At 66.2% G+C, this 20,578-nt stretch carries 17 protein-coding genes; 12 read left to right on the forward strand and 5 right to left on the reverse strand.

What is annotated here, in order from left to right; genetic code table 11:
- Positions 1-18: 18 nt before the first annotated feature.
- From HNO88_RS15225 to dnaE, 3 genes are all read left to right on the forward strand, one after another.
- Complete coding sequence (locus HNO88_RS15225; protein WP_184247326.1) at positions 19-303, forward strand: hypothetical protein; 285 nt, start codon at positions 19-21, stop codon at positions 301-303.
- Between the two features lie 149 nt (positions 304-452).
- Complete coding sequence (locus HNO88_RS15230) at positions 453-935, forward strand: glutathione peroxidase (protein WP_184247330.1); 483 nt, start codon at positions 453-455, stop codon at positions 933-935.
- A gap of 193 nt (positions 936-1,128) precedes the next feature.
- Positions 1,129-4,689: a DNA polymerase III subunit alpha gene (gene dnaE / locus HNO88_RS15235; RefSeq protein WP_184247333.1), complete on the forward strand. Its 3,561-nt coding sequence runs from the start codon at positions 1,129-1,131 to the stop codon at positions 4,687-4,689.
- 353 nt (positions 4,690-5,042) lie between these two features.
- Here dnaE and era read toward each other — a convergent pair whose 3' ends face one another.
- The 3 genes from era to lepB form a co-directional block, all read right to left on the reverse strand.
- A complete protein-coding gene (gene era / locus HNO88_RS15240) occupies positions 5,043-5,948 on the reverse strand; it encodes a GTPase Era (RefSeq protein WP_184247337.1) in 906 nt (301 codons plus the stop codon).
- 211 nt (positions 5,949-6,159) lie between these two features.
- On the reverse strand, positions 6,160-6,831 hold the full coding sequence (gene rnc, locus HNO88_RS15245) for a ribonuclease III (RefSeq protein ID WP_184247339.1): 672 nt from the start codon (positions 6,829-6,831) through the stop codon (positions 6,160-6,162).
- A gap of 82 nt (positions 6,832-6,913) precedes the next feature.
- The gene (lepB, locus tag HNO88_RS15250) at positions 6,914-7,774 is read right to left on the reverse strand and encodes a signal peptidase I (protein WP_184247342.1); all 861 of its coding nucleotides are present in this window, start codon (positions 7,772-7,774) and stop codon (positions 6,914-6,916) included.
- A 168-nt stretch (positions 7,775-7,942) separates the two neighbouring features.
- On the opposite strand from lepB, the gene pgi reads away from it, so the two are divergent.
- Complete coding sequence (gene pgi, locus HNO88_RS15255; protein WP_184247345.1) at positions 7,943-9,460, forward strand: glucose-6-phosphate isomerase; 1,518 nt, start codon at positions 7,943-7,945, stop codon at positions 9,458-9,460.
- Positions 9,461-9,596: 136 nt separating this feature from the next.
- Here pgi and HNO88_RS22865 read toward each other — a convergent pair whose 3' ends face one another.
- The gene (locus tag HNO88_RS22865) at positions 9,597-9,941 is read right to left on the reverse strand and encodes a hypothetical protein (RefSeq protein ID WP_312857088.1); all 345 of its coding nucleotides are present in this window, start codon (positions 9,939-9,941) and stop codon (positions 9,597-9,599) included.
- Positions 9,942-9,978: 37 nt separating this feature from the next.
- Between HNO88_RS22865 and HNO88_RS15260 the strand changes: the two genes are divergently transcribed.
- Positions 9,979-12,054: a S8 family peptidase gene (locus HNO88_RS15260; protein WP_312857089.1), complete on the forward strand. Its 2,076-nt coding sequence runs from the start codon at positions 9,979-9,981 to the stop codon at positions 12,052-12,054.
- Positions 12,055-12,071: 17 nt separating this feature from the next.
- Here HNO88_RS15260 and HNO88_RS15265 read toward each other — a convergent pair whose 3' ends face one another.
- On the reverse strand, positions 12,072-12,755 hold the full coding sequence (locus HNO88_RS15265) for an RBBP9/YdeN family alpha/beta hydrolase (protein ID WP_184247348.1): 684 nt from the start codon (positions 12,753-12,755) through the stop codon (positions 12,072-12,074).
- Between the two features lie 205 nt (positions 12,756-12,960).
- Here HNO88_RS15265 and gor point away from each other — a divergent pair, with 205 nt between their 5' ends.
- From gor to scpA, 7 genes are all read left to right on the forward strand, one after another.
- Positions 12,961-14,307 (forward strand): glutathione-disulfide reductase, encoded by a 1,347-nt coding sequence (gene gor / locus HNO88_RS15270; protein WP_184247351.1) that lies wholly within the window; start codon positions 12,961-12,963, stop codon positions 14,305-14,307.
- A gap of 217 nt (positions 14,308-14,524) precedes the next feature.
- Positions 14,525-16,054, forward strand: coding sequence for an acyl-CoA carboxylase subunit beta (locus HNO88_RS15275; RefSeq protein WP_184247354.1), 1,530 nt, complete (start codon positions 14,525-14,527; stop codon positions 16,052-16,054).
- A 62-nt stretch (positions 16,055-16,116) separates the two neighbouring features.
- Positions 16,117-16,398 carry a hypothetical protein gene (locus HNO88_RS15280; RefSeq protein ID WP_184247357.1) on the forward strand — a complete coding sequence of 94 codons (282 nt, stop codon included), beginning with the start codon at positions 16,117-16,119 and terminating at the stop codon, positions 16,396-16,398.
- A 5-nt stretch (positions 16,399-16,403) separates the two neighbouring features.
- Complete coding sequence (locus HNO88_RS15285) at positions 16,404-16,613, forward strand: hypothetical protein (RefSeq protein ID WP_184247360.1); 210 nt, start codon at positions 16,404-16,406, stop codon at positions 16,611-16,613.
- Positions 16,614-16,621: 8 nt separating this feature from the next.
- Entirely contained in the window at positions 16,622-17,827 is a 1,206-nt protein-coding gene (bktB, locus tag HNO88_RS15290; RefSeq protein WP_184247363.1) for a beta-ketothiolase BktB, read from the forward strand.
- A complete protein-coding gene (gene mce, locus HNO88_RS15295) occupies positions 17,824-18,261 on the forward strand; it encodes a methylmalonyl-CoA epimerase (RefSeq protein ID WP_184247366.1) in 438 nt (145 codons plus the stop codon). Before bktB ends, mce begins: the two co-directional genes overlap by 4 nt.
- 56 nt (positions 18,262-18,317) lie before the next feature.
- The gene (gene scpA / locus HNO88_RS15300) at positions 18,318-20,570 is read left to right on the forward strand and encodes a methylmalonyl-CoA mutase (RefSeq protein WP_246381852.1); all 2,253 of its coding nucleotides are present in this window, start codon (positions 18,318-18,320) and stop codon (positions 20,568-20,570) included.
- Positions 20,571-20,578 lie beyond the last annotated feature (8 nt).

Here is a 20,578-nt window from a genome sequence, read left to right on the forward strand (position 1 = left end):
ACGCATCAGGAGAAAGCGATGAGCGACACCCCCACCACCATCGACGGCGAGCCCAGCCAGCCGACCAGCGCAGGCTGGAACGACGCTGCCGAGCTTCACAAGTGCGAAGATGGTGGCGGCTTGTTCCATCGCCTCAAGACGATCCGCCGCGGCACACTGGCCGAGCTGATCAGCTTCGTCCTCACCCTGCCCGAGGAAGATCAGGGAGACTATGCCATCCAGAAGGAAGGCGATCACCAGATGCGCATCGGCGAGATCCGCAACTTGTCGCGCCGCGCCGACTTTCCGGCGCGTGCCCACTGACAAACATCCGGCTTGCAGCTACTAAATATCTGAAGATTAAGCGTAGATTCGTCGGGATTGCACCGGGTGATGGGGTCGTGACGAGCGATCTCTCCGGCAAGCAAGCGACGTTTCAGCGCAGGTTCCTGCATCAAGGGGAAGGCGCAGCAGTGAAGACGATCGCCGACTTCGCGGTAACGGCCGGAAACGGCGCGCAGGTTTCGCTTGCCGACAAGGCAGGTAAGGTCCTGCTCGTCGTCAACACCGCCAGCCGCTGCGGCCTCACGCCGCAATATACCGGGCTCGAGGGCCTGTGGCAGGCATATCGGGATCGCGGGTTCGAGGTCCTGGCATTTCCGTGCAACCAGTTCGCCAATCAGGAACCGGCAGGCGATGCGGAGATCGCCACGTTCTGCGACATCCACTTCGGCCTGAGCTTTCCGCTGATGAGCAAGGTGGATGTCAATGGACCCGATGCGGCGCCGCTGTTCGAGTGGTTGAAGAGCGAAGCGCCCGGGATCATGGGAACGCGGGGGATCAAGTGGAACTTCACCAAGTTCCTGATCGGCCGCGACGGCAAGGTCGTGCGCCGCTATGCGCCTGCGGTGAAGCCGGAAAGCATCAGCCGCGATATCGAGGCGCTGCTGGGCTGACGCGCCTCGCGGCGTTCCGGACTGGACCCTTGAGAGTTTCGAGGGCGACGATCCCCTTGTGAGGGCGCTACGCTGAGTGCGGGACATGGCGAAACCGATCCCGGCCCTTGCCTGTGACGACGCCGGCCTTCAATCCACGACTTCCGTCCCGACCAACCTTGATACTGTCCGCCACGAGGGCCAGAACCACCCCATGGCTTTTGCGCGATTTGTGCCCCTTCGGATCTTCTCCAGCTTCACCATGCTCGATGGCGCGATCGAGCCCAAGGTGATTGCCAAGCTGGCCAAGGAGCGCAAGTTCCCCGCCGCGGCGATCTGCGACCGGAATGGGCTCTACGGCTCGTCGGCCTTTGCACCCGCCTGCAAAGGTGCGGGCGTACAGCCGATTATCGGCACGTTCCTTGCCGTGGCGCGCGACACCGCATCCGATGCGCCGATCGACTGGCTCGCGCTCTACGCGCAGAACGAAACCGGCTGGAACAACTTGTGCCACCTCGTCAGCCGCGCGCATCTCGATCGTCCGCTTGAGCGTGACCCGCACGTCGCCTTCGCCGACCTGGACGGCTACACCGAGGGTCTGATCTGTCTCACCGGCGCAGGCGAGGGGGCGCTCGCCCGCTTGCTGGCGGACGGGCGGGACATCGCGGCCGGGCAGATGTGCGACGCGCTGCAGCGGCTGTTTCCCGCCAGGCTCTACATCGAGATCGCCCGCAGCGGCGATCCGGTGGAGGATGCGTCCGAGGACGCGCTGATCGATCTTGCCTATGCGCGCGACGTGCCGCTGGTCGCGACAAATCCCGCGCAATATGCCGAGAAGCACTTCCACCCGGCACACGATGCGCTGCTGTGCATCGCCAACTCCACGCACATCGATGCCGCTGACCGGCCCCGCTCCTCGCAAGAGCATTGGGTCAAGCCGGCCGAGATGATGGCAGAACTCTTCGCCGACTTGCCGGAAGCGCTCGCGAATACGCTGGTGGTCGCGCAACGCTGCTCCTTCGCACCTCCCAAGCGCAAGCCGATCCTGCCCAGCCTGGCCGGCGACAAGCAAGGCGAAGAACGCATGCTGGCCGATGACGCCCGCGCTGGCCTCGCGCGGCGGCTGGCGCCGTACTGGCCCGAGACGACGGTCGAGGAACTCGATGCGGTCATGGCTCTGCCCCAGGCCGAGCGCCAGGCCGCCTGGCAGGCGCGGCTGCAGCCGCACGGCGTGCCGGACGAATTCCTCGTCTATGCCGACCGGCTCGATTTCGAAACCGGCATCATCATCAAGATGGGCTTTCCCGGCTACTTCCTGATCGTTGCCGACTTCATCAAGTGGGCCAAGGACAACGGCATTCCGGTGGGCCCGGGCCGTGGATCGGGCGCCGGTTCGGTGGTCGCCTGGGCGCTCACCATCACCGATCTCGATCCGCTCAAGCTCGGCCTGCTGTTCGAACGCTTCCTGAATCCGGAACGCGTCTCGATGCCGGACTTCGACATCGATTTCTGCGAAACGCGACGCGGCGAGGTGATCCGCTATGTCCAGGCCAAGTACGGCCATGACCACGTCGCGCAGATCATCACCTTCGGCAAGATGAAGGCCCGCGCGGTGCTACGTGACTGCGGCCGCATCCTGCAGATGAGCTATGGCCGGGTGGATTCGCTGTGCAAGATGGTGCCCAACCATCCGACCGATCCCTGGACGCTCGATCGTGCGGTGAACGGCGCCGCCGACTTCCGCCGCGAATACGACAACGACAACGAGGTGAAACGCCTCGTCGACCTGGCCCGTCTGCTGGAGGGTCTGCCGCGCAACTCGTCCACTCACGCGGCCGGCGTGGTGATCGGCGACCGACCGCTGTCTCAGCTGGTGCCGCTCTACCGCGATCCGCGTTCGGACATGCCGGTGACGCAGTTCGACATGAAATATGTCGAGGACTCCGGGCTCATCAAGTTCGACTTCCTGGGCCTCAAGACCCTGTCGGTGCTGCGCAAGGCGACCGACCTGCTCGAGAAACGCGGCATCTACATCGACTTGTCCACGCTGCCCTGGGACGATGCCGGTGTCTACGACCTGCTCAAGCGCGGCGACACCGTGGGCGTGTTCCAGCTGGAATCGGAAGGCATGCGCCGCACGCTGGCGGCGGTGAAGCCGACCAACTTCGGCGACATTATCGCGCTCGTCTCGCTCTACCGACCGGGCCCGATGGACAACATCCCGCTGTTCGGCCAGCGCAAGAACGGCCTGGCGCCGATCGAGTACCCGCATGAAAAGCTCGCGGTGATCCTCGGCGAAACTTACGGCATCTTCGTCTACCAGGAGCAGGTGATGCAGGCCGCGCAGATTCTGGCCGGCTACTCGCTGGGCGATGCCGACCTGCTGCGCCGCGCCATGGGCAAGAAGGTCCAGGCCGAGATGGACGCGCAGCGCCAGCGCTTCGTCGATGGATGCCGCGAGCACTCGCAGATCGACAAGGCCAAGGCCAACGAGCTGTTCGACTTGATCGACAAGTTCGCCGGCTACGGCTTCAACAAGTCGCACGCGGCGGCTTACGCGCTGCTGGCGTATCATACGGCCTGGCTGAAGGCGCACTACCCGCACGAGTTCTACGCCGCGTCGATGTGCTTCGACATGCATCAGTCGGAGAAGCTGGCGATCTTTGTCGACGACGCGCGCCGCAACGGGGTCGAGCTCGCCGCACCCGACATCAACATGTCGGAAGCCGAGTTCACCGTCGAGGAGACACCGGACAGCCACGCCGTGCGCTATGCGCTCGCCGGCATCCGCAACGTCGGCGAGAAGGCGATGGAGGCGATCGTCGCGGAGCGAGAGGCGAACGGCAAGTTCGTCAGCCTGGACGACGTGTTCCGCCGCGCGCCCGCCGGCTCGATGAACCGCCGGCAGCTGGAAAGCCTGGCCGCCGCCGGTGCGTTCGACGGGTTGGAGCCCAACCGCGCCAAGGTGCTCGCCAATGCCGACACGTTGCTGGCCGAAGCCGACCGCGCCTCGCGAGAGCGGGTGAGCAGCCAGCACGCGCTGTTCGGTGGTGACGAGCATGAGAAGCAGGGCCTGCGCCTTGTCGATTGCCCGCCGTGGAACCGCATGGACCAGATGGCCAAGGAGCGCGAGAACTTCGGCTTCTATTTCGCCGCGCATCCGGTCGAGCAATGGCGCAACGTCGCATCTGCGAACGGCGCGCGCACCCACGCCAGCCTGGTCGCAGGCGGCACATCGGGCCGGGCCGGAGCGGCGATGGCGGTGCTCGTCGAGAACGTCCAGAAGCGCAAGACGCGCAAGGGCAAGGACTTCATCCTGGGCGATTTCTCCGACCAGTCCGGCCAGTTCAGCGCCTCATGCTTCGAGGAGAGCCTGGTCGACAGCTTCGTGAAGTGGGCCAAGGATGGCACTTGCGTGCTGCTAACCGTCGAACTCGACAGCCCCAGCCCCGACGAGCCGCCGCGCGTCACCGTGCGCGGCGCGCGGCCGCTATCCGAACTCAAGGCCGATGCGCGGATGTGCCTCAAGCTGAACGTCGCCACGGTCGAGGCGGTGCAGGAGCTCGCGCTGCTGCTGCGCCCCGGGCTCAAGGGCTGCGGCGAGGTCATCGCGCGCCTGCAGATCGACGACGAGCAAGTGCAGGAGGTTCGCCTCGGACGAGACTTCGCGCTCGATGGCGACTTCGCCGACCAACTCGCTCAGATACCGGGCCTCAGCGAGATCTCGATCAAGCCGATCAAGGGCAGCGGCAGCCACTTGCGGCTGGTGGCGTGAGCTTCGGTACGGGGCTTAGCCTTCGAGGGCAGGGATTAACTTTACCCGAGCAATTGCCCTGACTTCGATCGAGGTCGTCGTCTGCGAATAGTTTGTGACCAAGACCATCGAGCTCGACCCAACTATCGATCAAGAGCTATTCATCGTCGCCCCCGCGCAGGCGGGGGCCCCGCTTAAACTTTCTCAAGCAGCGCTTGTGTCGAAGAAGCGGGGCCCCCGCCTACGCGGGGGCGACGGAGTGGAATGCTTGAGGCTTCGTTCCTCTTAAAGCTGCATGGGTCTGGAGGCGCCCAAGTCAATGCCACTCAGGCCCAACCCTCGGAACCGCGCTACGTCACGCAAGAAGTCCAACCTCACTTCACCCAGTCGAGTCCCAGTTCCTCGTAGAGGTCCTTGGACTCGGCCCAGTTTTCCTCCACCTTCACGTGGAGGAACAAGTGGACCTTGTGCCCCAGGATCGTCGCCAGTTCGTTGCGCGCGGCCTCGCCGATCGACTTGATCATGGCCCCGCGCTTACCCAGCACGATCGACTTCTGGCTCTCGCGCGCGACCACGATCTGCTGGCGGATCTCCACCGAGCCGTCCTTCTTGGGCGTGTAGGCCTCGTGCCGCACCGCCGTGTCGTAGGGTAGCTCGTCGTGCAGCTGGCGGTAGAGCTGCTCGCGCGTCACTTCGCAGGCCAGCAGGCGCTCGCTGGCGTCGGACACCTGGTCCTCCGGATAGTGCCAGGGACTCTCGGGCATCAGGCCGGCGAGATGCGCCTTGAGCTGCGGCACGCCGTCCCCGGTGAGCGCGGAGACGAAGAACACTTCCTCGAACGCGACCTTGCCGGTCAGGTCCTGCGCCAGTGCCAGCAGCGGCTCCTTGGCGGTCGCGTCGACCTTGTTGAGCGCCAGAAGCTTGCGCTCCTTTCGGTCCTTGAGCGATTCCAGCAGCGGCTCGAGCTCGTGCTTGCGCAGCTTGATAGGGTCGACCACCAGCAGGATCGCGTCGGCCTCTTGCGCGCCTTCCCAGGCGGCGGCGACCATTGCCCGGTCGAGCCGGCGCTTGGGCGCGAAGATGCCGGGCGTGTCGGCGAGGATGATCTGCACTTCGTCCGCTCCGGAGTGCTCCAGCGCGATGCCGAGCAGCCGCGCGCGCGTGGTCTGCGCCTTGGCCGAGGTGATCGCCACCTTCTGGCCGACTAGTGCGTTGACCAGCGTGGACTTGCCCGCATTCGGCGCGCCGATCACGGCGACGAGGCCGCATTTCTGGGTCATTGGAAAAGCTTTCGATTGAAGAAAAGCCCTTCACCCCGGCGGGGGGAAGGATAGCGCAGCTCACGCCCAGCGGGCGCTAGCGGAGCTTGGATGGGGGGGCTCGACGCCGAGAGGGTGGAGCCCCCCCATCCCACTGCGGCCAGGCTGCTGAACCGCCAAGCCTTCGTATCCTTCCCCCCGCCTGGGGGAAGGGATCGAATGCCGCCCAGGATCACCCGAACCTCGCCATGAACTCGGCCGCGGCTTGCGTCTCGGCGTCCTGCTTGCTGTTCGCCGTCGCCTGCGCTTCGCCGACACCGTGGACCGATACCGCGACGGTGAAGCGTGCCGCGTGATCCGGGCCCGAGCGGTCGAGCAGCTTGTATTCCGGCACGCGGCGGCGGTTGCCCGCGGCCCATTCCTGCAGCGCCGACTTGGGATGCTTGCGGCTGCCGGTCTTGCCCAGCACCGGCTCTTCCCACAGCTTGCGCACCATGACACGGGCCGCGTCGAAGCCACGCTCCAGGAAGCAGGCGCCGATCAGCGCTTCCATGACGTCGCCGAGGATGTTGTCGCTTTCCTGGCCGCCGTCGTCTCGCGCCTGCTTGCCGAGGCGGATGTGCGGCGCAAGGCCGATGCTGCGCGCGATGGTGGCGCAGGTGGCGCGGCTGACCAGGGCGTTCAGGCGCTGCGATAGCTTGCCTTCCGGGCCGTCGCCGCGCTCGAACAGCCAGTCGGCGATGGACAGGCCGAGCACGCGATCGCCCAGGAATTCGAGCCGCTCGTAGTTCCGCTTGTCCGCGGTGCTGGCGTGGGTCAGCGCCTCTTCCCACAGAGCCGTGTCGAGCGGCTCGCACCCAGTCTGCGCGCGAAGGAAGTCCAGGTTTTCAGGAGAAAGGGTCATCGTACGACCCGATCCTCGGCCAGGCTCCCGGACAGGAAGGAGGACAGGGGGCAAGAGGATCGGGCAAGAAAAGACTGCAAGATCAGAACGTCCCGCCGATCCGGCTCCAGCGCGCGGCGGTGAACCAGGTCCACGGCTTGATCCATTCCGCGCCGCCGTCGGTGGAGAACATCATAACCGACGCCTTGCCGACGAGGTTCGCCTGGGGGACGATGCCGATGCCTTCGCCCTCGATCGCCGGGAAGCGGCTGTCGAGCGAGTTGTCGCGGTTGTCACCCATCAGGAACAAGTGGCCGGCCGGCACCTTGAACACCTGCGTATCGTCCTGCGGCTGGGTGCCGAGGTCGAGCACGTTGTAGCTCTTGCCCTCGGGCAGGGTCTCCTGGAACTGCGGGTAGGAGCACGCCATCTGGCCGTCCGGCGTCTGCGTCTCGAACTCGATCGCATAGCAGCGCGTGTTCGGCGTGAGCGGCAGGATGAAGTTGCCGACGCGCTTCTTGGGCACGGCCTTGCCATTCAGGAACACCTGGCCGCCGCGGACCTGTACGCTGTCGCCAGGCAGGCCGATCACCCGCTTGATGTAGTCGATATCGTTGCCGGGCGGCGCCTTGAAGATGACCACGTCGCCGCGGTCGGGCTGGCTGGCGAAGATCCGCCCCGGAATCAGCGGCAGGCTGAACGGCAGCGAATATTTCGAGTAGCCGTAGGACCACTTGGAGGCGAGCAGGTAGTCGCCGTTCAGCAGGCGCGGCAGCATCGACTCGCTCGGGATATTGAACGGCGAGAAGATGAAGCTGCGGAACACCACCACCAGCACCACCAGCTTGAGCAGGAAAACAAAGAAGTTTTCCTGGCTTTCCTCCTTCTTGGGGGGAGCGGCCGGTGCGCCGATCGGTTGCGCGCTGGGGGGCGGGCTATCGGCGAGGTTGTGCGTGTCGGTCATCAAGCTGTCCATGTTGCTCGCCATGGCTCTCGTCAAGCGGCGTGCGCGGGCGAACGACACCACGGTGGTGCCGATCCCGCACAAGATCGGCCTTGGCCCTCGCAGGTGCAACAGGCATAAGGCGGCGCGTATGCGGGGCAGCGTGTCTGGCGCAAAGTGGGGAATGGCATGAGCGAGGCTACGGGTTCGGTGTGGAAGAAGCTGGCGGATCTCCCCAAGCCCACTCTGGCACAGCTGTTCGCCGAGGATCCCGCGCGGCTCGACAAACTGGCGACCCGCTTCGACCTGGGTGAGCAGGGCATCCGCTTCGATTGGTCCAAGACCCACCTGGACGATGCGCATATCGCCGCGTTCGAGCAGCTGGCGCAGGTGGCCGGCTTCGACGAGCATCGCCGGGCGCTGTTCGCGGGCGAGATCGTCAATCCCACGGAAGGCCGCGCCGCCGAGCATACGGCACAGCGGGGCGTCGGCAAGGACGAGAGCGTCGCCCTGGCGCACGGCTATCACTCGCGCATGGCGGCGGTTGTCGAGGCGATCCATCAGGGTGCGATGGGCGACGTCAGGCATCTGATCCACATCGGCATCGGCGGTTCGGCTCTGGGGCCGGCGCTGGCGGTGTCGGCGCTGGCGCGCGATGGCGCGATGGTCGACGTGCACGTGGTTTCCAACATCGATGGCACCGCGCTTGAAGCCGCCTTCGACGCCTGTGATCCGGCGACGACGATGCTGGCGATCGCGTCCAAGACCTTCACGACCACCGAGACGATGGTCAACGCCGCGAGTGCGATCGAGTGGCTGCAGGAGAACGGCGTCACCGATCCCTACGGGCGCGTCGTCGCGCTGACCGCTTCTCCCGAGAAGGCGGTCGAGTGGGGCGTGGACGAGACACGCATCCTGCCGTTTTCGGAAAGCGTGGGCGGCCGTTATTCGTTGTGGTCCTCGATCGGATTTCCGGTGGCGATGGCGCTGGGCTGGCCGGACTTCGCCGAGCTGCTGGAGGGCGCCGCCACGATCGACCGGCATTTCCGCGACGCCGATGGCGCGGCCAACCTGCCGCTTCGCGCCGCCTTCGCCGACCAGTACTACACGCGCCTGCGCGGGTGCCAGACGCGCGGCGTCTTCGCCTATGACGAGCGGCTGGCGCTGCTGCCCGACTATCTCCAGCAGCTGGAGATGGAGTCGAACGGCAAGTCGGTGAAGGCGGACGGCTCGCCGGTCGATGGGCCGACGGCGCCGATCACCTGGGGTGGCGTCGGCACCGATGCGCAGCACGCGGTTTTCCAGTTGCTGCATCAGGGCACCAACCTGGTGCCGGTCGACTTCATCGCCGCGATCGTGCCCGGCCATGATCTGGACCCTGCACACCATCGCATCCTTCTGTCCAACTGCTTCGCGCAAGGCGCGGCGCTGATGGCCGGCAAGCCGAGCGACGATCCGGCGCGCGCCTATCCCGGCGATCGCCCTTCCGCGACCATCCTGCTCGACGAAGTGTCGCCCGCCAGCTTCGGCGCGCTGATCGCCTTTCACGAGCACCGCACGTTCGCGAACGCGGTGCTGATGGGGATCAACCCCTTCGACCAGTTCGGTGTGGAACTCGGCAAGGAGATCGCCAAGCAGATCGAGAAGGGCGGCACCACCTTCGATCCCTCTACCGAGGCGCTGCTGGAACTGGCCGGCATCGCCTGAGAAGGCCCCGGATTTGCGAGCAGCGTTTACCAAGTTGCTGTGATTCCGCGTAGAACCCAGCCAACCGGGGGGCAAACATAACCCGGTAGGTCCTGCTCAACGCTCATCAGCCTTGAGACCTGGGTTCTATGCAGATTCACTTCGCTTCGGTTCGTAGCTTCGCGCTTTGTGGCGCCGGCGCCATGGCTCTCTCGGCTTGCGGTGGCGGGGGAGGGGGTGGCGGCGGATCGGTGGCCTCGACGCCCGCGCCGGTGTCCACGCCATCTCCGTCGCCGAGTGTCACGCCGACGCCGGGTCCCGCTCCTGCCCCGGTTCCCACGCCTGCTCCGCCCCCGAGCCCCACGCCGGCTCCGGGACCGTCGCCGACGCCCGCTCCGACGCCGAAGCCCGCTCCAACACCGGCGCCGTCCCCAGCGCCCACGCCGACACCGACACCAACTCCGGCGCCCACACCCACGCCGAGTCCGACACCAGCGCCCACGCCCACTCCGGCCCCCGCGGGCGGTATCGCGGCGCTGGTGCCCAAGGCAGACGTGGCGGTGCGATCGAGGGACGATGACGAGGAGTTCCGCCGCAACTACGACGCTTTCGAATATGTGCACGCCCTCTACGCGCTGGATCACGGTTGGACCGGGCAGGGCGTGCTGGTCGGCGTGGTGGACGATGGCGTGTTCGAGAACGCCGAGCTGACCGGGCAATTGTCCGCGCTCAGCAAGGACTTCGGCACCACGACCACCGGCAGCACGACCACGCAGCGCAACGTGGTGGGCGACAAGTTCTCCGATCACGGCACGATGGTCGCCGGCGTGATCGCGGGCCGCAATGACGAGAGCGGTATCCAGGGCATCGCGCCGGGCGCCAGGATCGTCGCGCTGCGGGTCAGCGACGTGAACACGACCACGAACGAGGAGACGCTCGGCCGCACGTTGCCGGCCGCGCTCGACTATGCGGCCGCGAACGGGATCAAGGTCGTCAATGCCTCGCTGGCGAAGGTCGATGCCAGCCAGCCGAGCGCAGGCTGGTCGAACATGGTCGCGCGCTACGCGGCCTCGGGCGGGCTGTTCGTGAACTCGGCCGGCAACGAGAGCGAGGCGAACGCAAAGGGCTACCTCGACCTCAACGACGCGAACCGCGACGGCTGGCTGTTCGTCACCGCCCTGGATGCGACCGAGGAGGGTGTTACGCTCGCCGACTACGCCAACCAGTGCGGCTCGGTGGCGATGGCACGCTGCGTCTCCGCCATGGGTTCTAATGCGACCATGGACGTGAAGGGTGAACTGGTGCTGTTCAGCGGAACCAGTTCGGCCGCCGGGCAGGTGAGCGGACTTGCGGCGCTGATCCTCAGCAAATGGCCGCAGCTCTCGGGCATCGAGGCGGGACAGGTGATCCTGAACACCGCGCACGACCTGGGCGCCGCGGGTATCGACCCGGTCTACGGTGCCGGCCTGATCGACGTGGAGGCGGCGCTCTCGCCCGTTTCGCCCAAGCTGTCCAACGGCATCGCGCAGACTTCGCTCAACGGGGCGTCGATGGTCATCCCGGAGGCACTCGGCGGCGGTGCGGCGACGAGCGCAGCGGTCAAGGGCATGCTCGGCAAGGTGACGGTTCTCGATGCCTACGGGCGCGACTTTCGTGGCAGCCTGGCCGGCCTCGTCGCGTACCCGGAGCGCCGCGAGGGCAGCTTCGCCCGTCAGGTCGCGGCGGGCGCGGGTGCTGGCAGCTCTTCCTTCGCCGCGCCGGGCTTCGCGGCACGCTTCGGCTACACGACTTTCGCAACCATTCCCAACACTCCCGTCCAGCGTGGCCGCATGACCTCGGGCGAGTTCGCGCTGACGCTGGGCACCACACGGTTGATCGGTTCCTATGCCGGACAGGACGCGGTGCAGGACGAGGCGATGGGCCTCGCGCCGGCTTCCGACGTCACGCTGGCCTATGCGCCGGGCGCGAACCTCTCGATGGGCGTGGAGCGTTCGCTTGCCGGTGGACGCCTCTCCCTGTCGGGGCTCTCCAGCGAGGGCGCCTATGGCTCGGCGCGAGGCGGGGTGCTGGGCTGGAGCGGCAAGGCGCTACGGGTCAAGGCAGGATACCTGACCGAGGACGGCACGCTGTTCGGCACACCCGTGGGATCGGGTGCGCTGCGCTTCGGCAATGGCGCGCAGACTGCCTTTCTCGAGTTGTCGCGCCAGTGGCGGGCAGGCGCTTGGTCGCTCGACACTTATGCGTCGCTGGGTGCGACCCGGCTCAAGATCGGCGGCGATACGCTGCTGACGTCGGCAAAGCCGATCCTGTCGCAACGCGCGGGTCTCTCGGCGAGCCATGCGGCCTTCGGCGGTCGCCTGCGCATGGGGTTGGCGCTGCCGCTGGTGGCGTTCTCCGGCTCGGGCGAACTGACTTATGCCAGCGGCTACGACCTGGGGTCGCGCTCGCTGGTCTACTCTCGCGAGCGTGTCGGCCTGACTGGGCGCTACGATCCGGTGCTGAGCTTGGGATACGAGCGGGGAGGGGCCGCTTCGTCGCTCCGCCTCGCCGCAGCGACGAACGCCGGCGGCGGCGACTGGAGCGCACTCGCCTCCTGGCGGATGACGCTGCGGTAGGCGGAGCCAGGCTCAGCTCAGTTCGAGACGGACCGCTCCAGACCACGCCGTGCAAGGGGGCGCCCCGTGGCCTTGAGCTGGGCGCTTGTGCTGCGCTGTCCCAACTGAGGCTGGCCGGTACCCGAGAGGTCCTCGCTCAGCAGCGCGGCCAGCTGCTCGCGCCCGAAGCTCCAGTCGCCCAGGTCCGAATCGGCGTTGATGTGGCCACAGGCACCCGCATCGACGAAGAGGCTGCCCCATCGCCGCGCCAGCGCCTGCGCGGTGTGCTGCCCCATCCAGGGGTCGTTGCGGCTGGCGATGAGGCGGCTGGGGAAGGGCAACGTCTCGGTCGGCGTCGGCGCGAAGCGGGCAACGCGCTCGTCGAGCGGGAAGAAGTCGACCTCAGGCGGGGCAACCAGGAGCGCGCCGATCACCGGCTGCTCATCGTCGCGCTGCGCATAGCGGGCCCACCAGGCGACGGCCAGGCAGCCGAGGCTGTGCGCCACGAGAACCACCGGCCGCCCCGCCTGGCGGATCGCCAGGTTGAGGTTGTTGATCCAGGTGTTGCGATGCGGATCGTCCCAGCGGCCCAGCTCGACCTTGGTGCAGTCGGCGTCCTGCTGCTCCCACCGCGTCTGCCAGTGCTCGGGACCGCTGCCGAACAGTCCCGGCACAAGGAGGATCGCCGGGCTCTGCGATGCGGTCTGTAGGCGCGGGTACATGGTGGCTCTCCGATGGTGACCGATCGCGACATGCGTCTGCCTCCGTCTACGCACCGCCATATACTCTAGTTCCACTATAGACAATACTCTTGCGTCTGACTGGCACCGGGCGGCGGCGGATGGAACGATGGGGCAAGCGGGAGCGAAGTCTGGCATTCCGGCCCGTCTCGCCGCATATGCGCAGCCAACCAGCTGGAGCGCGCAAATGCCTGAATTCGATTACGACCTCTTCACCATCGGCGCAGGTTCGGGCGGAACGCGTGCGTCTCGGGTCGCATCGGCTTACGGCGCGCGTGTCGCCGTGGCGGAGGAGCATCGGGTCGGCGGCACTTGCGTCATCCGCGGCTGCGTGCCCAAGAAGATGCTCGTCTACGGCGCGCACTTCGCCGAGGACCTGGAGGACGCCAAGCACTTCGGCTGGGACATCCCCAATCCGACCTTCGATTGGGTGCGCCTGCGCGACAACGTGCTGAACGACGTCGACCGTCTGAACGGCATCTACACGCAGACGCTGGAGAACGCCGGGGTTGAGGTGATCCACCAGCGTGCCACCATCACCGGTCCGCACGAGATCACGCTCGCGGACGGGACCAGGAAGACCGCGGCCAAGATCCTGGTCGCCACCGGCGCGCGGCCGCATGTGCCTTCGTGCCCTGGCACGGAGCTGGGCATCACCTCCAACGAGGCGTTCCACCTGGATGCGATCCCGCGGCGCGTGCTGATCGCCGGCGCGGGCTATATCGCCAACGAGTTCGCCGGCATCTTCCACCAGTTCGGCGCCAAGGTCACCCTGGTCAATCGCACCGACCAGCTGCTGCGCGGTTATGACGAATCGCTGCGCGATCGCCTGCTCCAGATCTCGATCATGAAGGGTATCGATTTCCGCTTCCACGCCGAGTTCCGCGGGATCGAGAAGACGGACGAGGGCTGCCTGCGCGTGTCGATGACCAGCCACGAGCCGATCGACGTGGACCTTGTGCTTTTCGCCACCGGGCGCGTGCCGAATGTCGAGGGGCTGGGCCTGGAGGAGGTCGGCGTCAAGCTCGACGACAAGAACGCGATCGTGGTGGACGAGAACTCCAGGAGCACGGTCGATCACATCTATGCGATCGGCGACGTGACCAACCGCGTGCAGCTGACCCCGGTGGCCATCCGCGAGGGGCAGGCGTTTGCCGACACCGTTTTCGGCAACAAACCGCACACGGTCGATTATTCCTGCATCCCGAGCGCGGTGTTCAGCCACCCGCCGCTCGCCGGAGTCGGTTTGACGGAGGCGCAGGCCAAGCAGAAGCTCGGCTCGGTCAAGGTCTACGAAAGCGATTTCAGGCCGATGAAGAACGTGCTGGCTCAGCGCAACGAGCGCTCGCTCTACAAGATGATCTGCGACGAACACACCGGCAAGATCGTGGGCATCCACATGATCGGCCCGGAAGCGCCGGAGATCATGCAGGCCGCTGCCGTCGCGGTGAAAGCGGGCCTCACCAAGGCGGATTTCGACGCCACCGTGGCGATCCATCCGACGATGGCGGAGGAGTTGGTGCTGCTCAAGTAGCCATCCTCCAGGCTTGCCGGCCCCACCTCGTCCCGGGCTCGACCCGGGACTGGTGGTCCGACTCCGGGCCTGGGCATACAAGTTCAGCCTTCACCCCGGCGATATCGTCTGCTGCGCTGCAGCAGCGGGTGTTAACCGCGCGATTAAAACTGTTGACGTGTCGTTGGCTTCCTGCCTTTAGCAAGGCACCAGTTCTCGCGGGGTCAAGGGGATCGCTATGTCAGCCAACATCGCCGAAATGGAAAAGCGCCGGGCCGCGGCACGCATGGGCGGCGGCCAGCGCCGCATTGATGCCCAGCACGCCAAGGGCAAGCTGACCGCGCGTGAGCGGCTCGAGGTCCTCCTTGACGAGGGCAGCTTCGAGGAGATGGACACTTACGTCGAGCATAACTGCGTCGACTTCGGCATGCACGAGCAGCCCAAGATCCCCGGCGACGGCGTGGTCACCGGATCGGGCACGATCAACGGCCGCCTCGTTTACGTCTTCAGCCAGGATTTCACCGTGTTCGGCGGTGCTGTTTCCGAGCGGCATGCGATGAAGATCTGCAAGGTCATGGACACCGCGCTCAAGGTCGGGGCGCCGGTGATTGGCCTCAACGACTCCGGCGGTGCGCGCATCCAGGAAGGCGTCGCCTCGCTGGGCGGCTATGCGGAGATCTTCCAGCGCAACGTGCTCGCCTCGGGCGTGGTGCCGCAGCTTTCGCTGATCATGGGCCCGTGCGCGGGCGGCGCGGTGTACTCGCCGGCGATGACCGACTTCATCTTCATGGTGAAGGACAGCTCGTACATGTTCGTCACCGGCCCGGACGTGGTGAAGACCGTCACCAACGAAGTCGTGACGCAGGAAGAGCTGGGCGGCGCGGTGACGCACTCCAGCAAGACTTCGGTTTCCGATCTCGCGCTGGAGAACGACATCGAGGCGCTGCTCGCCGCGCGCGACTTCTTCGATTTCCTGCCGCTATCCAACCGCGAGGAGGTGCCCGAGCGTCCCTGCGCCGATCCGTGGGATCGCCTGGAGGACAGCCTCGACACGATCGTGCCGCCGCTCGCCAGCCAACCCTACGACATGCACGAGGTCATCCGTAAGACCCTGGATGAGGGCGAGTTCTTCGAGCTGCAGCCGACCTTTGCAGGCAACATCCTGATCGGCTTCGGCCGGGTCGAGGGCAAGACCGTGGGTGTCGTCGCCAACCAGCCGATGGTGCTGGCCGGCGTGCTCGACATCGACAGTTCGCGCAAGGCGGCGCGGTTCGTGCGCTTCTGCGATGCGTTCAACATTCCGATCGTCACCTTCGTCGACGTGCCCGGCTTCCTCCCCGGCACCGACCAGGAGCACAACGGCATCATCAAGCACGGCGCTAAGCTGCTGTTCGCCTATGCCGAGGCGACCGTGCCCAAGATCACCGTGATCACCCGCAAGGCCTATGGCGGCGCCTACGACGTGATGAGTTCCAAGCACTTGCGCGGCGACCTCAACTACGCCTGGCCGACCGCCGAGATCGCGGTGATGGGCGCCAAGGGCGCGGTGGAGATCATCTTCCGCGGCCAGGACGCCGAAGGTATCGCCGCACGCACCAAGGAATACGAGGACCGCTTCGCCAACCCGTTCGTCGCCGCCAGCCGCGGCTACATCGACGAGGTGATCTACCCGCACTCGACTCGCCGCCGGATTGCGCTCGGCCTGCGCAAGCTGCGCAACAAGAGCCTCGAGAACCCCTGGAAGAAGCACGACAACATCCCGTTGTAACCCGCCGTTGTAGGAGGTCGTTCGCAGCATTATAATGAGGTTATAATGCTAAGGACATCGCGATGCAGACCGAACGCGTCACTTTCCTGACCACGCCCGCTGCCAAGGCTGCGCTTTGCTCGCGCGCCGCCGCGCAAGGGCTGTCGGTCGGGGAGTACATCCGCCGCAAGGTAGAGGATGACGATGATCTCACCCCGGCTCAGGAGGCCGAGTTGCGGATGCTGATCGATGCCGTGAACGAGGCCGTGCCCAAGATGAACGCATCCATCGACGAGATGATCGAGGCACTTCGCCATACTCGCGAGGATATGGACAAGCTCCTGGATCGGGAGGCCCTGGCTTGAGCACCTTGAGCGATGCCGTTTCGGCCTTGAAGAACGTGGTGCTCATGCAGGAGCGGCTCGATGTCGTCCGGCGCGAAATCCTGGAGATCTCGAGCCGTCTTGGACGCCTCAACGACAAGGTGGGCGGTCTCGAGCTGCGCATCGTAAGGATGGAAACATTGATCGAGGCCGCGAGCCGCGGAGCCGGGTCGTTGCCGCAAATCGAAGGACAATGAGGATCGCCATGGAAGACATCTATATCGTCAGCGGCGTACGCACCCCGGTCGGGGATTTCGGCGGCTCGCTCAAGTCGTTCATGCCCTCGGAGTTGGGCACCATGGTCGTCACCGAGGCGCTCAAGCGCGCGAGCGTCGAGCCGGAGGCGGTGCAGCACGTTGTCGTCGGCCAGGTCATGCCGACCAGCGCCAAGGACGAGATGCTCAGCCGCGTCATGGCGCTGAATTCGGGCATTCCGTCCGACGTGCCCGCGTTGACGCTGAACCGCCTGTGCGGCTCGGGCGTCGAGGCGATCGTCTCGGCTGCCCGCCTGATGATGACCGGCGAAGCATCGCTGACGGTGGCCGGCGGCGCGGAGTCGATGTCGAACGTGCCCTACCATGACCACGGTGTGCGCTGGGGCAAGAAGATGGGCGCGAACACCCAGGAAGACGCGCTGACGGTCGGCCTGTCCGACGCGATCGGCGGCTACCACATGGGCATCACCGCCGAGAACGTCGCCGAGCGCCACCAGGTGACTCGGGCCGACATGGATGCGGCCTCCGTCACCAGCCACCAGCGTGCCGCGAAGGCCATTGCCGAGGGCCGGTTCAAGGAGCAGATCCTCCCGGTCGAGATCAAGACGCGCAAGGGCGTCACCGTGTTCGACACCGACGAGCACGTGAAGGGCGATACCACGGCCGAAGTGCTTGGCGCGATGCGGGCGGCCTTCAAGAAGGACGGCACGGTCACCGCCGGCAACGCCTCGGGCATCAACGACGGCGCCGCTGCCGTCGTGCTCGCGACCGCCAGCGAGGTCGAGAAGCGCGGCCTTGCGCCGCTCGCCAGGATAGTCGCCTGGGGCCACGCGGGCGTCGAGCCCGAATACATGGGCGAGGGGCCGATCAAGGCCGTGCCCATCGCTTTGAAGCGCGCCGGGCTCACGCTCGAGCAGATGGACGTGATCGAGAGCAACGAGGCCTTCGCCGCGCAGGCCTGCGCCGTCGCCAAGGTGCTCGGGTTCGACCCCGAGAAGGTCAACCCCAACGGCTCTGGCGTCTCGATCGGTCACCCGGTCGGCGCCACCGGCACGATGCTGACGATCAAGTGCATGTACGAGCTGAAGCGCATCGGCGGCCGCTATGGCCTCGTCACGATGTGCATCGGCGGTGGGCAGGGCATCGCCCTCGTGATCGAGAATGTGGCAGGAGCCGAGCTGGAGCAGGCGGCATGAAGCTGGGCCGTCTCAACCACATCGGCGTCGCCACGCCCGATCTCGACGCAGCGATCGCGCACTATCGCGACGTGCTGGGCGCGACTGACATCACCGAACCGTTCGTGCTGGAAAGCCAGCAGGTGCGCGTGTGCTTCGTGAACACGCCGGGCGAGAATGGGACAGCCGGAACGCAGATCGAGCTTCTGCAGCCCACCGTCGCCGACAGTGCCGTAGGCAAGTGGCTGGAGAAGAACCCGCTCGGGGGGCAGCACCACATCTGCTACGAAGTGCCCGACATCCAGGAAGCCAAGGCCTGGTTCGAAAAGCTGGGCAAGCGCGTACTGGGCGAGCCGCGCATCGGTGCGCATGGCACGATGATCTTCTTCGTGCACCCCAAGGACATGGGCGGGCAGCTGACCGAGATCATGGAAACGCCCAAAGAGGCGCACTGAGTTGATGCAGGGAGGAGCGATCTTCCCGGCCAAGGCGATATTGAGGAACGAGGGCGATGAGCGACACACCCAAGACGACCGGGCCGACGATCGAGACGAACCTGGGCGAAGACAGCGGCGCCGCGCCTGATGCGCGCAAGCTGCCCGAGCCCTCGTCCAATCCCGATCTCGAGAAGTGGCGCGCCGCGGCCGACAAGGAGGTCAAGGGCAAGGATCTCACCTGGCACACGCCCGAGGGCATCGCCGTCAAGCCGCTCTATACCGCCGAGGACGTGACCGCCGATCCGGGCCTGCCGGGTTTCGCGCCGTTCACGCGCGGCGTGCGCGCCTCGATGTACGCGGGTCGCCCCTGGACGATCCGCCAGTACGCCGGTTTCTCGACGGCCGAGGAATCGAACGCCTTCTACAAGCGCAACCTTGCGGCGGGCCAGAAGGGCCTCTCGGTGGCGTTCGACCTTGCCACTCATCGTGGTTATGACAGCGACCACCCGCGCGTCACCGGTGACGTCGGCAAGGCTGGCGTCGCTATCGATACGCTCGAGGACATGAAGATCCTGTTCGACGGCATCCCGCTCGACAAGATGTCGGTCTCGATGACGATGAACGGCGCGGTGATCCCTATTCTCGCGTTCTTCATCGTAGCCGGGGAAGAGCAGGGCGTAGAGCGCAAGTTGCTCGACGGGACCATCCAGAACGACATCCTCAAGGAGTTCATGGTCCGCAACACCTACATCTACCCGCCCGAGCCGAGCATGCGGATCATCTCGGACATCTTCGGCTACACCAGCCGCGAGATGCCCAAGTTCAACTCCATCTCGATTTCCGGCTATCACATGCAGGAAGCCGGCGCGACGCAGGTGCAGGAGCTGGCCTTCACCATCGCCGACGGCATGGAATACGTGAAATACGGCGTCGCCTCGGGCCTCGACATCGACAAGTTCGCCGGGCGCCTCAGCTTCTTCTTCGCGATCGGCATGAACTTCTTCATGGAAGTCGCCAAGCTGCGCGCCGCGCGCGTGCTGTGGCACCGCGCGATGACGCAGTTGGGCGCGCAGGATGAGCGTAGCAAGATGCTGCGCACCCATTGCCAGACCTCGGGCGTGTCCCTGCAGGAGCAGGACCCCTACAACAACGTCATTCGCACCACGATCGAGGCGATGGCCTCGATGCTGGGCGGCACCCAGTCGCTCCACACCAACGCGCTGGACGAAGCGATCGCGCTGCCGACCGACTTCTCGGCGCGCATCGCCCGCAACACCCAGATCATCATCCAGGAAGAGACCGGGATGACCAAGGTGGTCGATCCCCTCGGCGGCTCCTACTACATCGAGGCGCTGACGCAGGAACTGGTCGACCAGGCCTGGGAAATCATCGAGCGAGTCCAGGCCGAAGGCGGCATGGCCAAGGCGGTCGCAGCCGGCTGGCCCAAGGCGATGATCGAAACCGCGGCCGCTGCCCGACAGGCGCGCGTCGACCGCGGCGACGACGTGATCGTCGGCGTCAACAAGTACCGCCTCGCCAGCGAGGACCTGCTCGAAACGCTGGAAGTCGACAACGCCAAGGTCCGCGAGGGCCAGATCGCCCGCATCGCCAAGACCAAGGCGACACGTGACGAGGCCAAGTGCCAGGCCGCGCTCGACGCCCTGCGGAAGGGTGCGGCCTCGCCTTCGAGCATCGAGAACAACCTGCTCGCGCTCGCGGTGGAGTGCGCCCGCGCCCGTGCCACCCTGGGTGAGATCTCGTCCGCGATGGAAGAAAGCTTCCATCGCTACGGCACGCAGCCCACCCCGGTGAAGGGCGTCTACTCGGCACCGTACGAAGGCGACAGCCGTTGGCAGCAGGTGCTGGACGGCGTCGCCGCGGTGGAGCGTCGCCTGGGTCGCAAGCCCAAGCTGCTCGTCGCCAAGATGGGCCAGGACGGCCATGATCGCGGCGCCAACGTGATCGCCTCTGCATTCGGCGACATGGGCTTCGACGTCGTCTCGGGTCCGCTGTTCCAGACGCCTGAGGAGACCGTGGTGCTGGCGCTGGACAACGACGTCGACGTGGTCGGCGCCTCCAGTCTCGCGGCCGGCCACAAGACGCTGATCCCCGAACTGATCCAGCGCCTGCGCGAGGCGGGACGCAGCGACATCAAGGTGATCGCGGGCGGCGTCATCCCGCCGCAGGACTACGAGTACCTGCGCAGCTCGGGCGTGCAAGGCATCTACGGCCCTGGCTCTAACGTCGTCGAGTGCGCCGCGGACGTGCTGCGCCTGCTCGGCCACAATATGCCGCCCGTGGGCGACGCGCTGCAGGCCGCCGAGTAAGACCACGC

Origin of the sequence: Novosphingobium chloroacetimidivorans (assembly GCF_014204535.1) — a bacterium.
Taxonomy (GTDB): domain Bacteria; phylum Pseudomonadota; class Alphaproteobacteria; order Sphingomonadales; family Sphingomonadaceae; genus Novosphingobium; species Novosphingobium chloroacetimidivorans.